Source organism: Caulobacter sp. FV1ye6ST, assembly GCF_058681225.1.
The window spans coordinates 4,879,414-4,894,673 of the sequence record NZ_CM178733.1; the positions used below are offsets into that span (position 1 = coordinate 4,879,414).

At 68.7% G+C, this 15,260-nt stretch carries 20 protein-coding genes; 11 read left to right on the forward strand and 9 right to left on the reverse strand.

From position 1 onward, the window contains the following. Positions 1–18 precede the first annotated feature (18 nt). The 5 genes from ACW175_RS23150 to hrcA form a co-directional block, all read right to left on the reverse strand. On the reverse strand, positions 19–174 hold the full coding sequence (locus ACW175_RS23150; RefSeq protein ID WP_492102258.1) for a hypothetical protein: 156 nt from the start codon (positions 172–174) through the stop codon (positions 19–21). 87 nt (positions 175–261) lie between these two features. Next, positions 262–633, reverse strand: a complete 372-nt coding sequence (locus tag ACW175_RS23155) for a VOC family protein (RefSeq protein ID WP_492102259.1) — start codon at positions 631–633, stop codon at positions 262–264. A gap of 125 nt (positions 634–758) precedes the next feature. Further along, the gene (gene dnaN / locus ACW175_RS23160) at positions 759–1,877 is read right to left on the reverse strand and encodes a DNA polymerase III subunit beta (protein ID WP_492102260.1); all 1,119 of its coding nucleotides are present in this window, start codon (positions 1,875–1,877) and stop codon (positions 759–761) included. Positions 1,878–2,032: 155 nt separating this feature from the next. Beyond that, positions 2,033–2,668 (reverse strand): nucleotide exchange factor GrpE, encoded by a 636-nt coding sequence (gene grpE, locus ACW175_RS23165; protein WP_492102261.1) that lies wholly within the window; start codon positions 2,666–2,668, stop codon positions 2,033–2,035. Positions 2,669–2,680: 12 nt separating this feature from the next. Further along, positions 2,681–3,757 carry a heat-inducible transcriptional repressor HrcA gene (gene hrcA, locus ACW175_RS23170; RefSeq protein WP_492102262.1) on the reverse strand — a complete coding sequence of 359 codons (1,077 nt, stop codon included), beginning with the start codon at positions 3,755–3,757 and terminating at the stop codon, positions 2,681–2,683. Between the two features lie 124 nt (positions 3,758–3,881). Here hrcA and rph point away from each other — a divergent pair, with 124 nt between their 5' ends. The 3 genes from rph (at position 3,882) to ACW175_RS23185 (ending at position 6,485) form a co-directional block, all read left to right on the forward strand. Then, positions 3,882–4,598: a ribonuclease PH gene (rph, locus tag ACW175_RS23175; RefSeq protein WP_492102263.1), complete on the forward strand. Its 717-nt coding sequence runs from the start codon at positions 3,882–3,884 to the stop codon at positions 4,596–4,598. A gap of 110 nt (positions 4,599–4,708) precedes the next feature. Further along, entirely contained in the window at positions 4,709–5,686 is a 978-nt protein-coding gene (locus ACW175_RS23180) for a S1C family serine protease (protein ID WP_492102264.1), read from the forward strand. A gap of 13 nt (positions 5,687–5,699) precedes the next feature. Further along, positions 5,700–6,485, forward strand: a complete 786-nt coding sequence (locus tag ACW175_RS23185; RefSeq protein WP_492102265.1) for a retropepsin-like aspartic protease family protein — start codon at positions 5,700–5,702, stop codon at positions 6,483–6,485. Positions 6,486–6,627: 142 nt separating this feature from the next. Here ACW175_RS23185 and ACW175_RS23190 read toward each other — a convergent pair whose 3' ends face one another. From ACW175_RS23190 to ACW175_RS23205, 4 genes are all read right to left on the reverse strand, one after another. Next, positions 6,628–6,945, reverse strand: coding sequence for a hypothetical protein (locus ACW175_RS23190; RefSeq protein WP_492102266.1), 318 nt, complete (start codon positions 6,943–6,945; stop codon positions 6,628–6,630). Positions 6,946–7,031: 86 nt separating this feature from the next. Then, positions 7,032–7,274: a helix-turn-helix domain-containing protein gene (locus tag ACW175_RS23195; RefSeq protein WP_492102267.1), complete on the reverse strand. Its 243-nt coding sequence runs from the start codon at positions 7,272–7,274 to the stop codon at positions 7,032–7,034. A gap of 18 nt (positions 7,275–7,292) precedes the next feature. After that, positions 7,293–7,826 (reverse strand): DUF2975 domain-containing protein, encoded by a 534-nt coding sequence (locus ACW175_RS23200; protein WP_099581882.1) that lies wholly within the window; start codon positions 7,824–7,826, stop codon positions 7,293–7,295. Between the two features lie 95 nt (positions 7,827–7,921). Further along, complete coding sequence (locus ACW175_RS23205) at positions 7,922–8,038, reverse strand: hypothetical protein (RefSeq protein ID WP_492102268.1); 117 nt, start codon at positions 8,036–8,038, stop codon at positions 7,922–7,924. 234 nt (positions 8,039–8,272) lie between these two features. Between ACW175_RS23205 and rdgB the strand changes: the two genes are divergently transcribed. The 8 genes from rdgB to ACW175_RS23245 all read left to right on the forward strand — a co-directional run bounded on the left by rdgB (position 8,273) and on the right by ACW175_RS23245 (position 15,256). Beyond that, on the forward strand, positions 8,273–8,875 hold the full coding sequence (gene rdgB / locus ACW175_RS23210) for an RdgB/HAM1 family non-canonical purine NTP pyrophosphatase (RefSeq protein ID WP_492102269.1): 603 nt from the start codon (positions 8,273–8,275) through the stop codon (positions 8,873–8,875). Continuing rightward, complete coding sequence (hemW, locus tag ACW175_RS23215; protein ID WP_492102270.1) at positions 8,868–10,022, forward strand: radical SAM family heme chaperone HemW; 1,155 nt, start codon at positions 8,868–8,870, stop codon at positions 10,020–10,022. The genes rdgB and hemW overlap by 8 nt, the downstream gene beginning before the upstream one ends. Before the next feature lie 36 nt (positions 10,023–10,058). Beyond that, complete coding sequence (rsmI, locus tag ACW175_RS23220; RefSeq protein ID WP_492102271.1) at positions 10,059–10,946, forward strand: 16S rRNA (cytidine(1402)-2'-O)-methyltransferase; 888 nt, start codon at positions 10,059–10,061, stop codon at positions 10,944–10,946. Further along, on the forward strand, positions 10,946–11,353 hold the full coding sequence (locus ACW175_RS23225) for a YraN family protein (protein WP_492102272.1): 408 nt from the start codon (positions 10,946–10,948) through the stop codon (positions 11,351–11,353). Before rsmI ends, ACW175_RS23225 begins: the two co-directional genes overlap by 1 nt. Before the next feature lies 1 nt (position 11,354). Further along, complete coding sequence (locus tag ACW175_RS23230) at positions 11,355–12,170, forward strand: SirB1 family protein (protein WP_492102273.1); 816 nt, start codon at positions 11,355–11,357, stop codon at positions 12,168–12,170. Positions 12,171–12,181: 11 nt separating this feature from the next. Next, the gene (locus tag ACW175_RS23235) at positions 12,182–12,562 is read left to right on the forward strand and encodes a hypothetical protein (protein WP_492102274.1); all 381 of its coding nucleotides are present in this window, start codon (positions 12,182–12,184) and stop codon (positions 12,560–12,562) included. A gap of 87 nt (positions 12,563–12,649) precedes the next feature. After that, the gene (gene gshB, locus ACW175_RS23240; RefSeq protein WP_492102275.1) at positions 12,650–13,603 is read left to right on the forward strand and encodes a glutathione synthase; all 954 of its coding nucleotides are present in this window, start codon (positions 12,650–12,652) and stop codon (positions 13,601–13,603) included. A gap of 108 nt (positions 13,604–13,711) precedes the next feature. Further along, a complete protein-coding gene (locus ACW175_RS23245) occupies positions 13,712–15,256 on the forward strand; it encodes a YifB family Mg chelatase-like AAA ATPase (protein ID WP_492102276.1) in 1,545 nt (514 codons plus the stop codon). Positions 15,257–15,260: the final 4 nt, after the last annotated feature.

A 15,260-nucleotide genomic window follows, 5' to 3' on the forward strand; every position in this document is an offset into this window, starting at 1 on the left:
GATGCGCAGCCCCGCACTTCAGACGAAGCGACCGCGTCGCCCCAACGCAAGGTGAGCCAGGGTGTGAACCTCGCCCCGGGCCAGGTGCATGGCATGCCGCCCGGAGACCAGCAGCAGGGTCCAGATACCCACGCTCAGCGCGACCGCGCCAACGCGCTCCCAGGCGATACGCATGCTCATCTCCACGTCGAATTCGACGTGGGTTGCGCCCCGATAGAGACCGAAAGCGGCCCTAATCGGGGCGAAACTTGGCCTTCAACCCTAGCCCATCTTGTAGCCGCAGAGCTTGTTGCCATCCAGATCACGGAAATAGGCGAAATAGACCTTGGGCATCCGCGCCCCCGGCGCGCCCTCGTCCGTGCCGCCCAACTCCAGCGCCTTGGCGTGGAAGGCGTCGACCTCCTCGACCGTGTCGAAGGCGAAGCCGCCCATCATGCCGTTGCCGATGCAGGCGGGATTGCCGTCATACGGTCCCAGCACCCCGAACATGCAGCCATCGCCACGATAGAGGCGGCCGCCGGACGGATGCTCGAACAAGGGCTTCATGCCGATCGAGCCGAGCAGGCCGTCATAGAAGGCCTTGGCCTTCTCCAGGTCGTTCGAACCGACCGTCACGTAGTTCAGCTTGGCCATGGGCCACCTCCCGTTTTCTTAGGAAACGGACTGTAGCGCGCTTACGAGCAATCGCAATACGACGATATGCGAGAGCATCCAGGCGTCAGCGCTCCCAGAGCGCGCGGTGGCTTCGAACGAAAAGATCAGACCCGTAGCGGCATCAGCACGTACTTCACGCCCGGATCGACCGGATCGACCACCAGGGTCGGGCTGGCCGGGTCGGCGAAGCGGAACTCGGCGATCGGTCCGCCGATCTGGCCACAGACGTCCAGCAGGTAGCGGGCGTTGAAGCCGATCTCGAAGGGCTCGCCGTCGTAATCGACCTCGACCTCTTCCACGGCCTGGCCGGCTTCCATGTTGCGGACGGTCAGGGTGATGCGGCCCGGCTCGATGGCCAGCTTCACCGAGCGGCTCTTCTCGGCCGAGATGGTGGCCACGCGGTCGACGGCCTTGGCGAACAGGTCGTTGTCCAGGGTCAGGATCTTGGCGTTGTCGCGCGGGATGACGCGCAGATAGTCCGGGAAGGCGCCGTCGATGACCTTGGACGTCAGGGCGGCCTGGCCGAACTCGAAGCGGACCTTCTGGGGCGAGACCTGCAGGTCGACCGTCTCGCCGGCCGATTCCATCAGGCGGCGGGCCTCGGCGATGGTCTTGCGCGGCACGATCACGCCTGGCAGGCCGACAGCGCCCTCGGGGGCCGGCATTTCGGCCAGGGCCAGACGGTGGCCGTCGGTGGCCACGGCGCGAAGCTTGGTCTCGCCGCCCTCGTTGACCGTGTGGACGTAGAGACCGTTCAGATAATAGCGGGTCTCTTCGGTCGAGATCGCGAAGCGGGTCTTGTCGATCAGCCGGATCAGCTCGTTGGTGTCGACCGCGATCCGGCTGGAGAGGCCGTCGCTGCTCATCACCGGGAAGTCGCCGGCCGGCAGCACCGGCAGGTTGAAGCGCGAGCGGCCGGCCTGGATCACCAGGCGCGGATCGTCGCCGCTGAAGCTCAGCGAAACGTCGGCGCCGTCGGGCAGCTTGCGGACGATCTCATAGAGGGTGTGGGCCGGCGCCGTGATCTGGCCGGGCACGTCGATCTGGGCGAAGCCCTCGTCGATGATCTCCATGTCCAGGTCGGTGGCCGAGAAGGACAGGCGATCACCCTCGGCCGACAGCAGGATATTCGACAGGATCGGAATGGTGTTGCGCCGCTCGACGACGCTCTGCACGTGACTCAGCGCCTTCAGGAGCGCCGCCCGTTCGATTGTAAGCTTCATAGTCCGGTCCAGATCGTGCGGGCTGAACGCAAGGAATCGCCCGCTACCCCCGTTGAGAATGGACCGCCGACATTATCGCAAAGCGCGGAGGGCGAAAGGGGGCGCGCCCGTCATTCGCGCGCCCCGCGGTCCGAAAAACGAAGCTTTCGGCCTCGTCAGGCCTTCTGGTCGAACGAACCGCCCGAGCTGTCGCCGTCCGCGCCGGCGCCGGCATACGGATTGGCGGCCGCCGAGGGCTCGTTGGCGGAGGGGCCGGTCGAGCCCTTGGCCGCCACGGCGACCATGGCCGGACGCACCAGGCGGCCCATCAGCTCGTATCCGGCCTGCAGCACGGTGATCACGCCGCCGGCGGCGACGTCGGTCGCCGGCTGCTCCATCACGGCCTGGTGCAGGTGCGGATCGAACTTCTCGCCCTTGGCCGGCGCGATCTGCTTGAGGCCATTGCGTTCGAAGGCGCCCAGCAGCTCCTTCTCGGTCATCTCGACGCCGATGATGAAGTTCTTCACCGCCGCGTCGGTCGAATCCTTGGGGCTGTGGGCCGTGGCGCGCGACAGGTTGTCGGCGACGCCCAGCAGGTCGCGGCCAAACTTCTGGATCGCATAGGCGCGCGCGTCGTTCATCTCGCGCTCGGCGCGGCGCTTGGTGTTCTCGGCCTCGGCGGCGTAGCGCAGCGCCTGCTCCTTGAGCGCGGCCACTTCCAGCTGCAGCGCCGCGATCTCCTGCGACGCGTCGCCAAAGTCCTCGACGCCCTCGAAGGCGACGTCTTCAGCCGGCGTTTGCTCGTCGGTCATCTCGTACAGTCCTTATCCATCCATCATCCGTCCGAGCACCCGGGCGGTATAGTCCACCAACGGAATGACTCGGGCGTAGTTCAAACGCGCGGGCCCGATCACGCCGATCGCGCCCAGCACCTTCTGTCGGCCCGTCATATAGGGCGCCGCGATCACCGAGGAACCCGAAAGCGAAAAGAGCCGCGTCTCCGCCCCGATATAGATGCGCACGCCCTCGGCGTCACGGACGTCGTCCAGCAGGCCGATCAGCTGCCCTTTCTGCTCAAGGTCGTCGAACAGCTGGCGCACGCGGTCGATGTCCTCGCGGGCCCGGGCGTCGACGAGGAGGTTGGCCTGCCCCCGCACGATCAACGAGCGGGCGTCGCCCTCGCCGCCGCTCCAGGCGGCCAGGCCATCCTCGACCAGGCGCGCGGCGGTCTCGTCCAGCTGGCGACGGGCGATGTCCAGCTCGCCGCCCATCTCGCTGCGCGCCTCGGACAGGGTGCGGCCGCGCAGGCGAGCGTTGAGGAAGTTGCTGGCCTCCTGCAGCGCCGAGGGCGTCACACCTGGAGCCTGGCGCATCAGTCGGTTCTCGACCTGGCCATCCTCGAACACCATGACCGCCAGCACCTGGCCGCCGCCCAGCGGCACGAACTCCACATGCTTGACCCCGCCCTCGCGGACGGGCGTGACGACGATGCCCGCCCCGCCGGCCAGGCCGGAGAGGATGGAGGAGGCCTCACCGAGGGCTTCCTCGAACGAGCGGCCCTTCACGGCCAGCCGCGCCTCGATGGCGCGCTTTTCCTCTTCGCCGATGTCCCCGACTTCCAGAAAGCCGTCGACGAACATCCGCAGGCCGGCGTGGGTCGGCATCCGTCCGGCGCTGGTGTGAGGCGCGTCCAGCAGGCCCAGCTGCGCCAGATCCTGCATGGTGTTGCGGATCGAGGCCGGGGACAAAGCCAGGCCGCCCTTGGAAATGGTGCGCGATCCGACCGGCTCGCCGGTCTCCAGATACGACTCCACGACCCGACGGAAGATGTCGCGGGCGCGGGAGTCCAGCTCGCCCAGACCCGGGGCGCGGACGATCGGTCCTGGAAACAGGTGGGTCATGCCAGCGTGTCGTTTGTGACCCGGTCAGCGGACAAAAGCGGTCGGCCTCTTTCAACTACGGCTATCAATAGGATAAGCGGCCCCTCACACACATTCAAATATCCCTGAGATCAGGAGTTTCCTCATGCGTCCGTCCGAACGCGCCCCCGACCAGCTGCGCGCCGTCACGCTGGAAACCGGCGTCAACCGCTACGCCGAAGGCTCGTGCCTGATCAGCTTCGGCCATACCAAGGTGCTGGTCACCGCCACGGTCGAGGAGAACGTCCCGGGCTGGATGCGCAACAAGGGCGCCGGCTGGGTCACCGCCGAGTACGGCATGCTGCCCCGCGCCACCCACACCCGCGGTCGCCGCGAAGCCGCTCTCGGCAAGCAGAGCGGCCGCACCCAGGAGATCCAGCGCCTGATCGGCCGGTCCCTGCGCGCCGTCGTCGACCTGAAGGCCCTGGGCGAACGCCAGATCAGCCTGGACTGCGACGTCATCCAGGCCGACGGCGGCACCCGCACCGCCGCCATCACCGGCGCCTGGGTCGCCCTGCGCCTGGCGGTCAACTACCTGCTGGAGGAAGGCGTGCTGAAGACCGACCCGATCCTGGGCCAGGTGGCGGCGGTCTCGTGCGGCGTCTTCAAGGACACCCCCGTGCTCGATCTCGACTACGAGGAAGACTCCAGCGCCGAGGCCGACAGCAATTTCGTCCTGACCGGCGTGGGCGACATCGTCGAGATCCAGGCCACCGGCGAAAAGCGCGGCTTCACCCGGGCCGAGTTCGAGACCCTGTTCGGCCTGGCCGAAAAGGGCATCAACGAGCTGTTCGAGATCCAGCGCGCGGCGATCGGCGGCTAAGCCTGCTTCTTTCCCAAGGAGAACGTGGTGGCGCGCCATCGCGTTCTGCCGCACTTGCCGGAACGGGGTAACGGTCCCAGATTCCAGATCCAGGGATTGAGGAGTTCTGCGTGCCCACCCCGTTCGAAGGCCATGAAGTCGAAGCCCGCCTGCGCCCGTCGGCGGAGGCCTATCGCTTCGACCTGGACCAGGCGCTGGCCTCGATGGTGGCGCTGGAAGCGACCGTGCCACCCGATGCCTATACGGCCGGCATCCTGGGGACCGAGCGCGTCGGTAACGGCGTTGTCGTCGGCCCCGGCGGTCTGGTGCTGACCATGGCCTATCTGATCACCGAGGCCGAGGAGGTCATCCTCACGCGCAACGACGGCCGCCGCGTGCCCGCCCACGTGCTGGGCCTGGACGTTCGGTCCGGCCTGGGCCTCGTCCAGGCGCTGGAGCCGCTGGACCTGCCGGTCATGACCATCGGCAGCGCCCGGGACCTGGATACCGGCGCGCCGATCATCGCCGCCGGAGCCGGCGGCCGCGCCCACGCCGTGGCCGGCAAGGTCCTGGCCCGCATGCCGTTCGCCGGCTACTGGGAATATCTGCTGGACGACGCCATCATCACAGGACCGGCCCACCCGCACTGGAGCGGCGCGGCCCTGATCGGCCCCAAGGGCGACCTCGTCGGCCTCGGCTCCCTGACCCTGGAAGGCCGCGACAACGAAGGCCTGGCCCGGCCGATCAACATGTTCGTGCCCGCCGAGCTGCTGCCGCCGATCCTCGACGAACTGGCCCGCGGCCGCAGCCCGCATCCGCCGCGGCCGTGGCTGGGCGTCTTCGCTCAGGAGATGGACAACCACGTCGTCGTCGTCGGCATCTCGCCCAAGGGTCCGGCCGCCCGCGCCGAGCTGAAGGCCGGCGACCTGATCCTGGCCGTCGACGGCATGCCGGTCTCGACCCTGGCCGAATTCTACGAGACGATGTGGAGCTTGGGCGACGCCGGCGTCGGCGTGCCGCTGAAGGTCCTGCGCGAGGGCGACGCCTTCGAGGTCGAGATCCGCTCGATGGACCGCGCCAGCCTGCTGAAGAAGCGGCGGCTGAATTGATGAAAGCCGTCCGATGAAAGGCCCCTGGGACCAACCCGACGCGCCGCCGCCGGCGGTCAGGACAGCGACGCCAGGGGTCCCGCGTCATCGGCTGTGGCTGTGGCTAGGGCTGCTGGCCGCCGTCGGGGCCTTGGCCTTCGCGCTCTGGCGCGCCTTTCCCGAGGCGATGCGGACCGGCGATGACAAGGCCGACCTCGTCTACCAGATCGGCTTGGTCGTGCTGGTCTCGACGGCGCTGCTGCGCGGTATGCAGGGCTCGATCGGTCAGCACCTGAAATATGTCGCGATGTGGAGCGGGATCATCGCGGTCCTGGCCCTGGGCTACGCCTACCGCGCCGAGCTGGCCGAGGTCCCGCAGCGGCTGAAGCTGGCCTTCAATGTCGGCACGCCCGTAGCGGTCGGCGAGCGCACGCTGGTCGTCCCGCAAGGTGAAGGCGGACACTATGTCGTCGACGGTCTGGTCAACGGCCAGCGCGTGCGGTTCATGGTCGACACCGGCGCGACCGAGACCCTGCTCAGTCCCGACGACGCCCGCCGCCTGGGCATCGCCGTCGACACCTTGAACTACGGCTACGAGACCGAGACAGCCAACGGCAAGGGCTACTCTGCCGCCTACGACGCCAACAGCCTGGAGATCGGCTCGATCAAGCTCGAGGGCTTCCGGGTGATGGTCAACAAGGCCCCGATGAACGGATCGCTGCTGGGGATGAGCTTCCTCAAGCGTCTGGACGCCTTCGAATTCCGCGACCGTCAGATGATTCTGAAGTGGCGCGAGGACGAGAAAGGGCGCGCCTACTAGGCGCGCCCTCTCCCCAAAAAGGCCAGCGCCTAGAGCGCGTTAGGTTTAAGTGTGAGCGGTTAAACCGCTCGAACGCGCTCTAACTGTATGATTTAGAGCCTGTTTACTCGGTTTAGATGGTTCCATCTAAACCGAACAGGCTCTAGCGCGGCCGGGGCGGGGCGACCCAGCCGTCGGCGTTGTCGATATAGGCCTTCCGGCTGACCTTGTCGTAGAGGCAGAGCTTGGCGTTGTTGGAGCCGCGAGAGCGATCAGAGACCAGCACCGCGACCTTACCGACGCGGTCGTCGAAGCCGATGATCGGCGACGGCCGGGCGTTCCTGTAGCCGGAGGCGGCGACGCAGCTGCGGGTGACGCGCTGGTTGAACTCGGCCCAGGCCCCCGGGCTGGAGGCTTGGGCGGCGGCGGCGGCCGAGAGGGCGCCGACGGTCAGGGCGGAGGCGAAGAGTACGCGAGTCACGAGCAATGGCTTTTCCTACGATTGCGAGGCCCCCGCCTCACCGTTGAAACGCCGTGATTCCTTGGCGGTTTCGTGACGCGCGTGAACTAGCCGTCGTCTTCGTCGTCGTCATGCCCGCCAGCCGGCCCATATTCGAAGGTCAGCAGGTCGCCCGGCTGACACCGCAGCTCGCGGCACAGGGCGTCCAGGGTCGAGAACCGGACGGCGCGGGCCTTGCCGGTTTTCAGGATCGACAGGTTGGCGATCGTGACGCCCACTCTGTCGGACAGCTCCGTCAGCGACATTCGGCGGTCGAGCAGCACGCGGTCGAGATTCACGCGGACAGGCATGCTTTGGATCGCTCCGGTTCAGATCGTGAGTTCGGCTTCGCGACGAAGGCGGGCGCCCTCGCGAAAGACCTCGGCCAGGACGAAGACGACCAGCACCGAGAACCAGGCGGTCAGGGTGAAGCTGTCGTCGATCACCTTGGCCTTGGGGGCCAGCCAGCGCGCCATGCCCGAAAAGACATACCGACCGACTTCGAGGCCCGCCAGGACGAGGCCGATCAGGCGCAGGCGGACGACATTGTCGGGGTGGAAGGGGTCGCCGGCCGTCAGGGTGGCGAAGATCTTGCGCAGGCGCTCGACGATGACCATCCAGCCGCCCAGCAGCAGCGCCCAGGCGGCCAGAGCGCCAGCGAACAGGGGTCCATCGCGGCTGATGGCCTCGACGGCGTCGCTGATCGGCAACATCGAGGCGAGAAGTTCGGGGTTGAAGCTGAACAGCAGGGCGACCAGCGTGAACAGCGACAGCAGGCTGACAAAGATCCACAGGCCGACGTAGATCACGTCGAGGATGATCTTCAGAAAACTCGATACAGAGCCTGGGCCCAAGGCGCGCATGGCTGCTTCCCCCCGACAGCGACGCTAAGCAAATTGCCCCGCGTCGCGGCGGGCGTCAAAAAACCCAGTCTCGGCTCTGGAAACCCTTACGCCGCCTAGAGCGTCTGCACCACGAAGGCCACGGCCGACACCGGCACGGCCAAGACGAGCGCGGCGGTGATGGCGGTCATGAGGACCTTGTCGGCGATGCGGAACAGGCGGGCGGCGGACATCGGGTTTTCCAGTTTGGAGACGTGGACGGGGTCGAGCCATTTCGGCCTCTATCCACAGGTCAACAGATAGAGCGCGATTCCAGTTCCGCCAATGTCGTTTATCGAGAAACGATATTAAACTCTGGTAATGATGCACGCTCGCGCGGAACAGTTGCCGTTAGGTCACAGTGGTGTCGACGGCGGTCGCCAAGGCGGGGTAAGGAAGCGTGTCAGAGTGCGTTAAGGAGATGTCGGATGGCGCTAAAGCTTGAACCAGGCGCGAAGCTTGTGCTGGCCACCCACAATCCCGGCAAGGCGCCCGAGATCGCCGCCTTGCTGGACGGTCGCTTCGAGATCGTCACCGCCGGCCAGCTGGGACTGCCCGAGCCCGACGAGACCGAGAGCACCTTCGTCGGCAACGCCTTGCTGAAGGCCCGCCACGCGGCCGATCGCTCGGGTCTGCCGGCTCTTGCCGACGACAGCGGCCTGTCGGTCAAGGCGCTGGACGGCGCGCCGGGCATCTTCTCGGCTCGCTGGGCCGGCCCCTCCAAGGATTTCGTCGCGGCCATGCGGAACGTCGAGACGCGGCTGGAGGAGACGGGCTCCGACGATCGCTCGGCCTGGTTCACCTCGGCCCTGGCCGTCGCCTGGCCGAACGGCCCGGCCCTGGTGGTCGAGGGCCGTGTCGACGGGACGCTGGTGTTCCCCGGTCGAGGAACGCGCGGCTTCGGCTACGACCCGATCTTCCTGCCCGAGGACCAGACCCTGACTTTCGGCGAGATGGAGCCGGCCGCCAAGGACGCCATCAGCCATCGCGCCCGGGCCTTCGCCAAACTGAAGGCGGCGCTGTTTGAGTGATCCCTCCAGGGCCGCGCTGGGCGTCTATGTCCACTGGCCTTACTGCGCGCGCATCTGCCCCTATTGCGACTTCAACGTCGTGCGCGACCGGGGCAGGACCGACGAGCAGGCGGCGCTGGCCGACGCCATCGTGGCCGACCTGGAAGCCCAGCGCGCCCTGACCGGCCAGCGAGCCCTGCTGTCGATCTTCTTCGGTGGCGGCACGCCCTCGCTGATGGACCCCGCCCAGGTCGCCCGGGTGATCGATGCCGCTCGGAAACTGTGGGCGCCGGTCGCCGACCTGGAGATCAGCCTCGAAGCCAATCCCACGGACGCCGAGGCCGACCGCTTCAAAGCCCTGGCCGACGCGGGGATCCAGCGCCTGTCGCTCGGCGTCCAGGCGCTGGATGACGCCTCCCTGAAGGCCCTGGGTCGCAACCACGACGCCGGCGCGGCGCGGCGGGCGATCACAGCGGCGACCAAGGCCTTCCCTCGCCTGTCGATCGACCTGATCTACGCCCGCCCGGGCCAGACCGACGCGGCGTGGCGCGCGGAACTTTCTGAAGCCATCGCGCTGGGCCCCGAGCATGTCTCGCCCTACCAACTGACCATCGAAGCGGGCACCGCCTTCGACCGCGCGGTGGGGCGCGGGACCCTGGTCGTGCCCGACGAAGACCTGGCCGCCACCCTGTTCGAGACCACGCAGGAGATCCTGGAAGCCGACGGCTTCGACGCCTACGAGGTCTCCAACCACGCCAGGGGCGCGGCCGCCCGCTCGCGGCACAACCTCGTCTACTGGCGCGGCGTCGACTATGTCGGCGTCGGTCCCGGCGCGCACGGCCGCCTCGCCCTGCCCGAAGGCCGCGCGGCCACGCTCGCCCACCGCGCCATCAAGGACTACATCGCCGCGGTCACCGAGACCGGCGTCGGTTTCGCGCGCGAGACCCTGACCCCCGAGGAAGCCGCCGAGGAGCGCCTCGTTTTGGGCCTGCGGATCGACGATGGCGTCAGCTTCGAGGAGATGGCGCCGCTGGGCCTAACCCCCGACCTGCCCAAGGTCCGCGACCTTGTTGAAACCGGCCTGCTGGTCGACGATCGCGACCGTCTGCGCGCCACCCGCGCCGGCCGCCTGGTGCTGGATCGGCTGACAGGCGCGCTCGCGACCTGATATGGGTTCATTCCGCCAACCGAAGGACACTGAGTGTTGAGCCGTCAGCTACCCCCGCCAGCCCTGTCCGACGCGCCCCTGGCGCCCGGCCTCTATCTGGTGGCGACGCCGATCGGCAACCTGCGCGACATCACCCTGCGTGCGCTGGACGTGCTGGCCGCCTGCGACGTGCTGCTGGCCGAGGACACCCGCGTCACCGGCAAGCTGCTGGCGGCCTATGCCATCAAGACCAAGCTGGAACGCCATGACGAGCACGTGGCCGAGCGGGCCATACCGCGCATCCTGGAACGACTCGAGGCCGGCGAGCGCGTGGCCCTGGTCTCGGACGCCGGCACGCCGATGGTCTCCGACCCCGGCTATCGCCTGGCCAAGGAAGCGATCGCCGCCGGCCATCCAGTGATCCCGATTCCCGGCGCTTCCGCCGCCCTGGCGGCGCTCACCTTGGCCGGCCTGCCCACCGACCGCTTCCTGTTCGCCGGCTTCCCGCCGCCCAAGAGCGCCGCGCGGCGGACCTTCTTCGAGGAATTCGCCAATACCCGCGCCACCCTGATCTTCTACGAAGGCGCCTCGCGGGTGGACGACTGCCTGGCCGACATGGCCGCCGTGTTCGGCGCGACGCGCCCAGCGGCCGTGTGCCGCGAACTGACCAAGCTCTACGAGACCTGCATTCGCGGGCCGCTCGCCGAACTGGCCGCCGACCCGCGCTTCACCGCGCCCAAGGGCGAGATCGTCATCCTGGTCGGTCCCGGCGCCGAGGAACTGGCCACCGCCGACGACGCCGAGGCCGCCCTGCGCGAGGCCATGGCCCGCCTGCCCCTGGGCGAGGCCGCCTCGGAAGTCGCCAAGGCGCTTGGCCTCTCCCGCAAAGATCTCTACCGCCAGGCGCTGGCCCTAAAAGACCAAGATTTGAAGGAGCAGGCCTGATGGTCGCCGGCGTCCGCCAGGCCAAGGCGCGCCAAGAGAGGGGCGCGGCGGCGCGCAAGCTGGGCCGTCGGGCCGAGGTGGTCGCGGCCCTGTGGCTGATGGCCAAGGGCTACCGCATCCTGGGCTTCCGCCTGGCCACGCCGCTGGGCGAAATCGACCTGCTGGCGCAACGCGGCAAGGTGCTGGCCGTTGTGGAGGTCAAGCAGAGGAAGACCATCGAGGACGCCCTGGACGCCGTGACGCCGACCCAGCGCGACCGCCTGCGCCGCGCCGCCGCCCATCTCAGCGCGCACCGTATGGCGCTGAGCGATCTGTCCGTGCGCCTCGACCTGATCGCTTTGGCGCCGGGCCGGCCGCCGCGCCACCTGCCCAATGCCTGGCCCGATGGCTTTGGGGCGGGGGCGTGACATGACCCGCGACGAGGCCGAAGAGATCCTGACCAAGGCCGGCGAAGGACCCGACGCGGGCTTCCCGCTGTTCGAGGCGGCCCTGGCCTGCGCGGTTCACGACGACCCCAGCCGCGACACAGGCCCGGCCCTCGACCTGGCCCGGAACGCCGCCGAACGCCTGCGCCGCCGGGCCGAGGCCGAGTCGCCCGAAGAGGCCGTGGCCGAGACCCTGGCCGGCGACCTGCGCCTGACCGGCGACGTCCTGACCTACGACCACCCCGACAACGCCGACGTCATCGCCATCGCCGAGCGCCGCAAGGGCCTGCCGGTGGCGCTGGGCGTCTTCTACCTGCACGCCGCCCGCCAGGTCGGGTTGGAGCTTCACGGCGTCGACTTCCCCGGCCACTTCCTGCTGCGCATCGAGACCGAGGAAGGGCCGCTGGCGCTGGACCCGTTCAGCGAAGGCCGGGTGGTGCTGCCGTCGGAGCTGTCGCGCCGGGCCCTGCGCACGGGCCTGATGCCCGACGTGGCCTCGCGGCTGGAACTGCTGATGGCGCCGATCTCGGACCGCGCCGTGCTGATCCGCCTGCAGAACAACATCTTCGCCCGCGCCCAGCAGGCCCGCGACTGGCCCCGCGCCGAACGCTCGGCCCTTCGCCGCGCCCTTTTGAACCCGAACGACCACCGCCCCTGGCTGGACGTCGCCGCCGCCCGCGAGGGCCAGGGCGCGCTGGCCGGGGCGCTGCAAGCCCTCTCCCGCGCCCAGACTTTGGACGGCGGCGCGGCCATCGCCGCCCGGGCAGCGCGAGAGCGGGTGAGGTTAAGGTTGAATTAGAGGGGCCTGAATTGACGACGAAACACTGGCGCGCGGGCTGCGCCCTCGTGAGCACCTTGCTGCTGCTTGCGGCCTGCAAGGACCCGGCTTCGAAGCCGGCCACACCTCCACCCGCGCCCGCAGCGCCGACGGCGCCGGAAGCGGCCAATCGCGCCATCATTGAAGCGCTCCGCCAACGGGACGGCGTCCCCGGCGAAATCATCGAGGTCACCCACGAGCAGCGTGATGGGCACGCGGTGAGCTGCGGCCTCTACCGCGCCGCCCCACCCGCCACCGACAAGATGGGCTTCGCCTTCGGATACGTGGACGGACATCTGGTCACCGCAGAGGGGCCGGAGACACAGGCCGCGGTGGCCTGTCTCACCGAGCACGACCACATGCCGGCGCAGTAAGCGACCGCGACAAGCCCTCGCAATCCCGCGAAATCGGCTTAACTACACAGCCACGCCATTTCGCCCGCCTGATATTCCGGAGCCCCCATGTCGCTGCGAGTCGCCGTCCAGATGGATCCCGTCCTGGGGATCAATATCGACACCGACACGACCTTCCTGATGATGATGGAAGCCCAGGAACGCGGTCACAGGCTGTGGGTCTACACGCCCGACAAGCTGTCACAGGAAGACGGCCGGGTGTTCGCCCGCGCCCAGTCCCTGGAGCTGTCGGCCGTCCACGGCGCGCACGCCAAGCTGGGCGAGAGCGTGATCCTCGACATGAAGGACGACATCGACGTCGTGCTGATGCGCCAGGATCCGCCGTTCGACATGGCCTACATCACGGCCACCCACTTCCTGGACAAGATCCACCCCCACACCCTGGTGGTGAACAACCCGACCGAGGTGCGCAACGCGCCCGAGAAGCTGTTCGTCACCGACTTCCCGGGCGTGCAGCCGCCGACCCTGATCACCAGCGACCACGAGGCGATCTACGACTTCCGCGCCCGCCACGGCGACATCGTCCTGAAGCCCCTCTACGGCGGCGGCGGCTCGGGCGTGGCTCGTCTGCTGGCGGACGATCCCAATCTCGACGCCCTGCTGGAACTGCACGCCATGATCGGCCGCGAGCAGGTCATCGCCCAGAAGTTCGTGCCCGCCGTCAGCAAGGGCGACAAGCGCGTCCTGCTGGTCGACGGCGAGCCGGTCGGCGCGATCAATCGCGTGCCCGCGAAGGGCCAGGTCCGTTCCAATCTCCGCGTCGGCGGCCGCGCCGAGGCGGTGGAGCTGACAGCCCGCGACCTGGAGCTCTGCAAGATCATCGGCCCGGAGCTGAAGCGCCGTGGACTGATCTTTGTCGGCATCGACGTCATCGGCGAGTACCTGACGGAAATCAACGTCACGTCACCCACCGGCGCCCAACAACTCAAGCGGTTTACCGGCATCAACGCCGCCGCCCTACTCTGGGACCGCATTGAGGACATTCGCCGCGTCGGTGGGTAACTCTACGGAAGCGCGTTCTTTTCCCGAAACGTTCGTTTTTCGTTCTTGCTCCATTTCAGCGGCTATGCTGTGACTTGTGGATAAATCGAATATCCGCAAGGGGTTAGGATGGCGGCCAGGGTGGTCACCGTCGCGTTCGAGGGCGTGGAGGCCCGGCGCGTCGATGTCGAGGTGCAGCTGACGACAGGACAGCAGGTCTTCGTCATTGTCGGCCTGGCCGACAAGGCCGTCGCCGAGAGCCGCGAGCGGGTGCGCGGGGCCTTCGCGGGCCTTGGCCTTTCGTTGCCGGGCAAGCGCATCGTCGCCAACCTGGCGCCGGCCGACATGCCCAAGGAAGGCACGCACTTCGACCTGCCGATCGCCCTGGCGGTCATGTCCGCCATCGGCGTGATCCCGATGGACGCCCTCGACGGCTGGGCGGCGATGGGCGAGCTCTCGCTGGATGGCCGCATCGTGCCGGCGGCGGGCGCTCTGCCGGCGGCGATGGCGGCGGGCGCCATGGGCCTGGGCCTGATCTGTCCGGAAGCCTCCGGCCCCGAGGCCGCCTGGGCGGGCGAGACGCGGATCCTGGCCCCGCGCTCTCTGGTGTCGCTGATCAACCACTTCCGGGGCAGCCAGATCCTGTCCGCCCCGGCGCCGGGTCCGATCGTCGAGGGCGAACGCCCCAAGGACCTGCGCGACGTCAAGGGTCAGGAACAGGCCAAGCGGGCCCTGGAAATCGCCGCGGCTGGCGGTCACAACCTGCTGTTCGTCGGCCCGCCCGGCTCGGGCAAGTCGATGCTGGCCCAGCGCCTGCCGGGCCTGCTGCCGCCGCTGAGTTCCAAGGAGCTGCTGGAGACCTCGATGGTCCATTCCGTGGCGGGCCTGATCGCGCGCGGCGCCCTGACCCGCGATCGGCCGTTCCGAAGCCCGCATCACAGCGCCAGCATGGCCGCCCTGACCGGCGGCGGGCTGAAGGCCAAGCCGGGCGAGGTGTCGCTGGCCCACAACGGCGTGCTGTTCCTCGATGAACTGCCCGAGTTCGGCGTCCAGGCCCTGGACAGCCTGCGCGCGCCTCTGGAGACCGGCGAGGTGATGGTGGCTCGCGCCAACGCCCACATCCGCTATCCGGCCCGGGTGCAGCTGGTGGCGGCCATGAACCCCTGCCGCTGCGGTCACGGCGGGGCCGGGCGTGGCGCTTGCGGCAAGGCGCCCCGGTGCCAGCGCGACTATCAGGGCCGGGTTTCGGGTCCGCTGATGGATCGCATCGACCTGGCCGTCGACATGCCCGCCGTCACCGCCGCCGACCTGTCCCTGCCGCCGCCCGCCGAAGGCTCGGCCGAAGCCGCCGCGCGGGTGGCGCGGGCGCGGGCGCTGCAGCAGGACCGCGCCGACGCGCTCGAGGTCGCCGACGGCCTGAACGGCCGGGCCGAAGGCGCCTTCCTGGAGAAGATCACCGCCCTCGACACGCCCGGTCGCGCCCTGCTGGCCCAGGCCGCCGAAGCCGGCCGGATCAGCGCCCGTGGCTGGACCCGGACCCTGCGCCTGGCCCGCACCATCGCCGACCTGGAAGGCGCCGACACTGTCCGCCGCGTCCATGTCGCCGAGGCCCTGGCCTATCGGCGGACCACGACACCCGGGGAGGAAAGCTTCACGCCGATGACGCGCGTTTGACTGC

Bases quoted from the DNA above. Each gene is read 5' to 3' on its own strand.
- ACW175_RS23155 (WP_492102259.1), bottom strand. From the start codon at position 633: ATGGCCAAGCTGAACTACGTGACGGTCGGTTCGAACGACCTGGAGAAG.
- gshB (WP_492102275.1), top strand. From the start codon at position 12,650: ATGTCGCTGCGAGTCGCCGTCCAGATGGATCCCGTCCTGGGGATCAAT.
- ACW175_RS23185 (WP_492102265.1), top strand. From the start codon at position 5,700: ATGAAAGGCCCCTGGGACCAACCCGACGCGCCGCCGCCGGCGGTCAGG.
- ACW175_RS23245 (WP_492102276.1), top strand. From the start codon at position 13,712: ATGGCGGCCAGGGTGGTCACCGTCGCGTTCGAGGGCGTGGAGGCCCGG.
- dnaN (WP_492102260.1), bottom strand. From the start codon at position 1,877: ATGAAGCTTACAATCGAACGGGCGGCGCTCCTGAAGGCGCTGAGTCAC.
- hrcA (WP_492102262.1), bottom strand. From the start codon at position 3,757: ATGACCCACCTGTTTCCAGGACCGATCGTCCGCGCCCCGGGTCTGGGC.
- ACW175_RS23225 (WP_492102272.1), top strand. From the start codon at position 10,946: ATGGTCGCCGGCGTCCGCCAGGCCAAGGCGCGCCAAGAGAGGGGCGCG.
- ACW175_RS23205 (WP_492102268.1), bottom strand. From the start codon at position 8,038: ATGTCCGCCGCCCGCCTGTTCCGCATCGCCGACAAGGTCCTCATGACC.
- ACW175_RS23195 (WP_492102267.1), bottom strand. From the start codon at position 7,274: ATGCCTGTCCGCGTGAATCTCGACCGCGTGCTGCTCGACCGCCGAATG.
- ACW175_RS23150 (WP_492102258.1), bottom strand. From the start codon at position 174: ATGCGTATCGCCTGGGAGCGCGTTGGCGCGGTCGCGCTGAGCGTGGGT.
- ACW175_RS23200 (WP_099581882.1), bottom strand. From the start codon at position 7,826: ATGCGCGCCTTGGGCCCAGGCTCTGTATCGAGTTTTCTGAAGATCATC.
- rph (WP_492102263.1), top strand. From the start codon at position 3,882: ATGCGTCCGTCCGAACGCGCCCCCGACCAGCTGCGCGCCGTCACGCTG.
- grpE (WP_492102261.1), bottom strand. From the start codon at position 2,668: ATGACCGACGAGCAAACGCCGGCTGAAGACGTCGCCTTCGAGGGCGTC.
- rdgB (WP_492102269.1), top strand. From the start codon at position 8,273: ATGGCGCTAAAGCTTGAACCAGGCGCGAAGCTTGTGCTGGCCACCCAC.
- ACW175_RS23230 (WP_492102273.1), top strand. From the start codon at position 11,355: ATGACCCGCGACGAGGCCGAAGAGATCCTGACCAAGGCCGGCGAAGGA.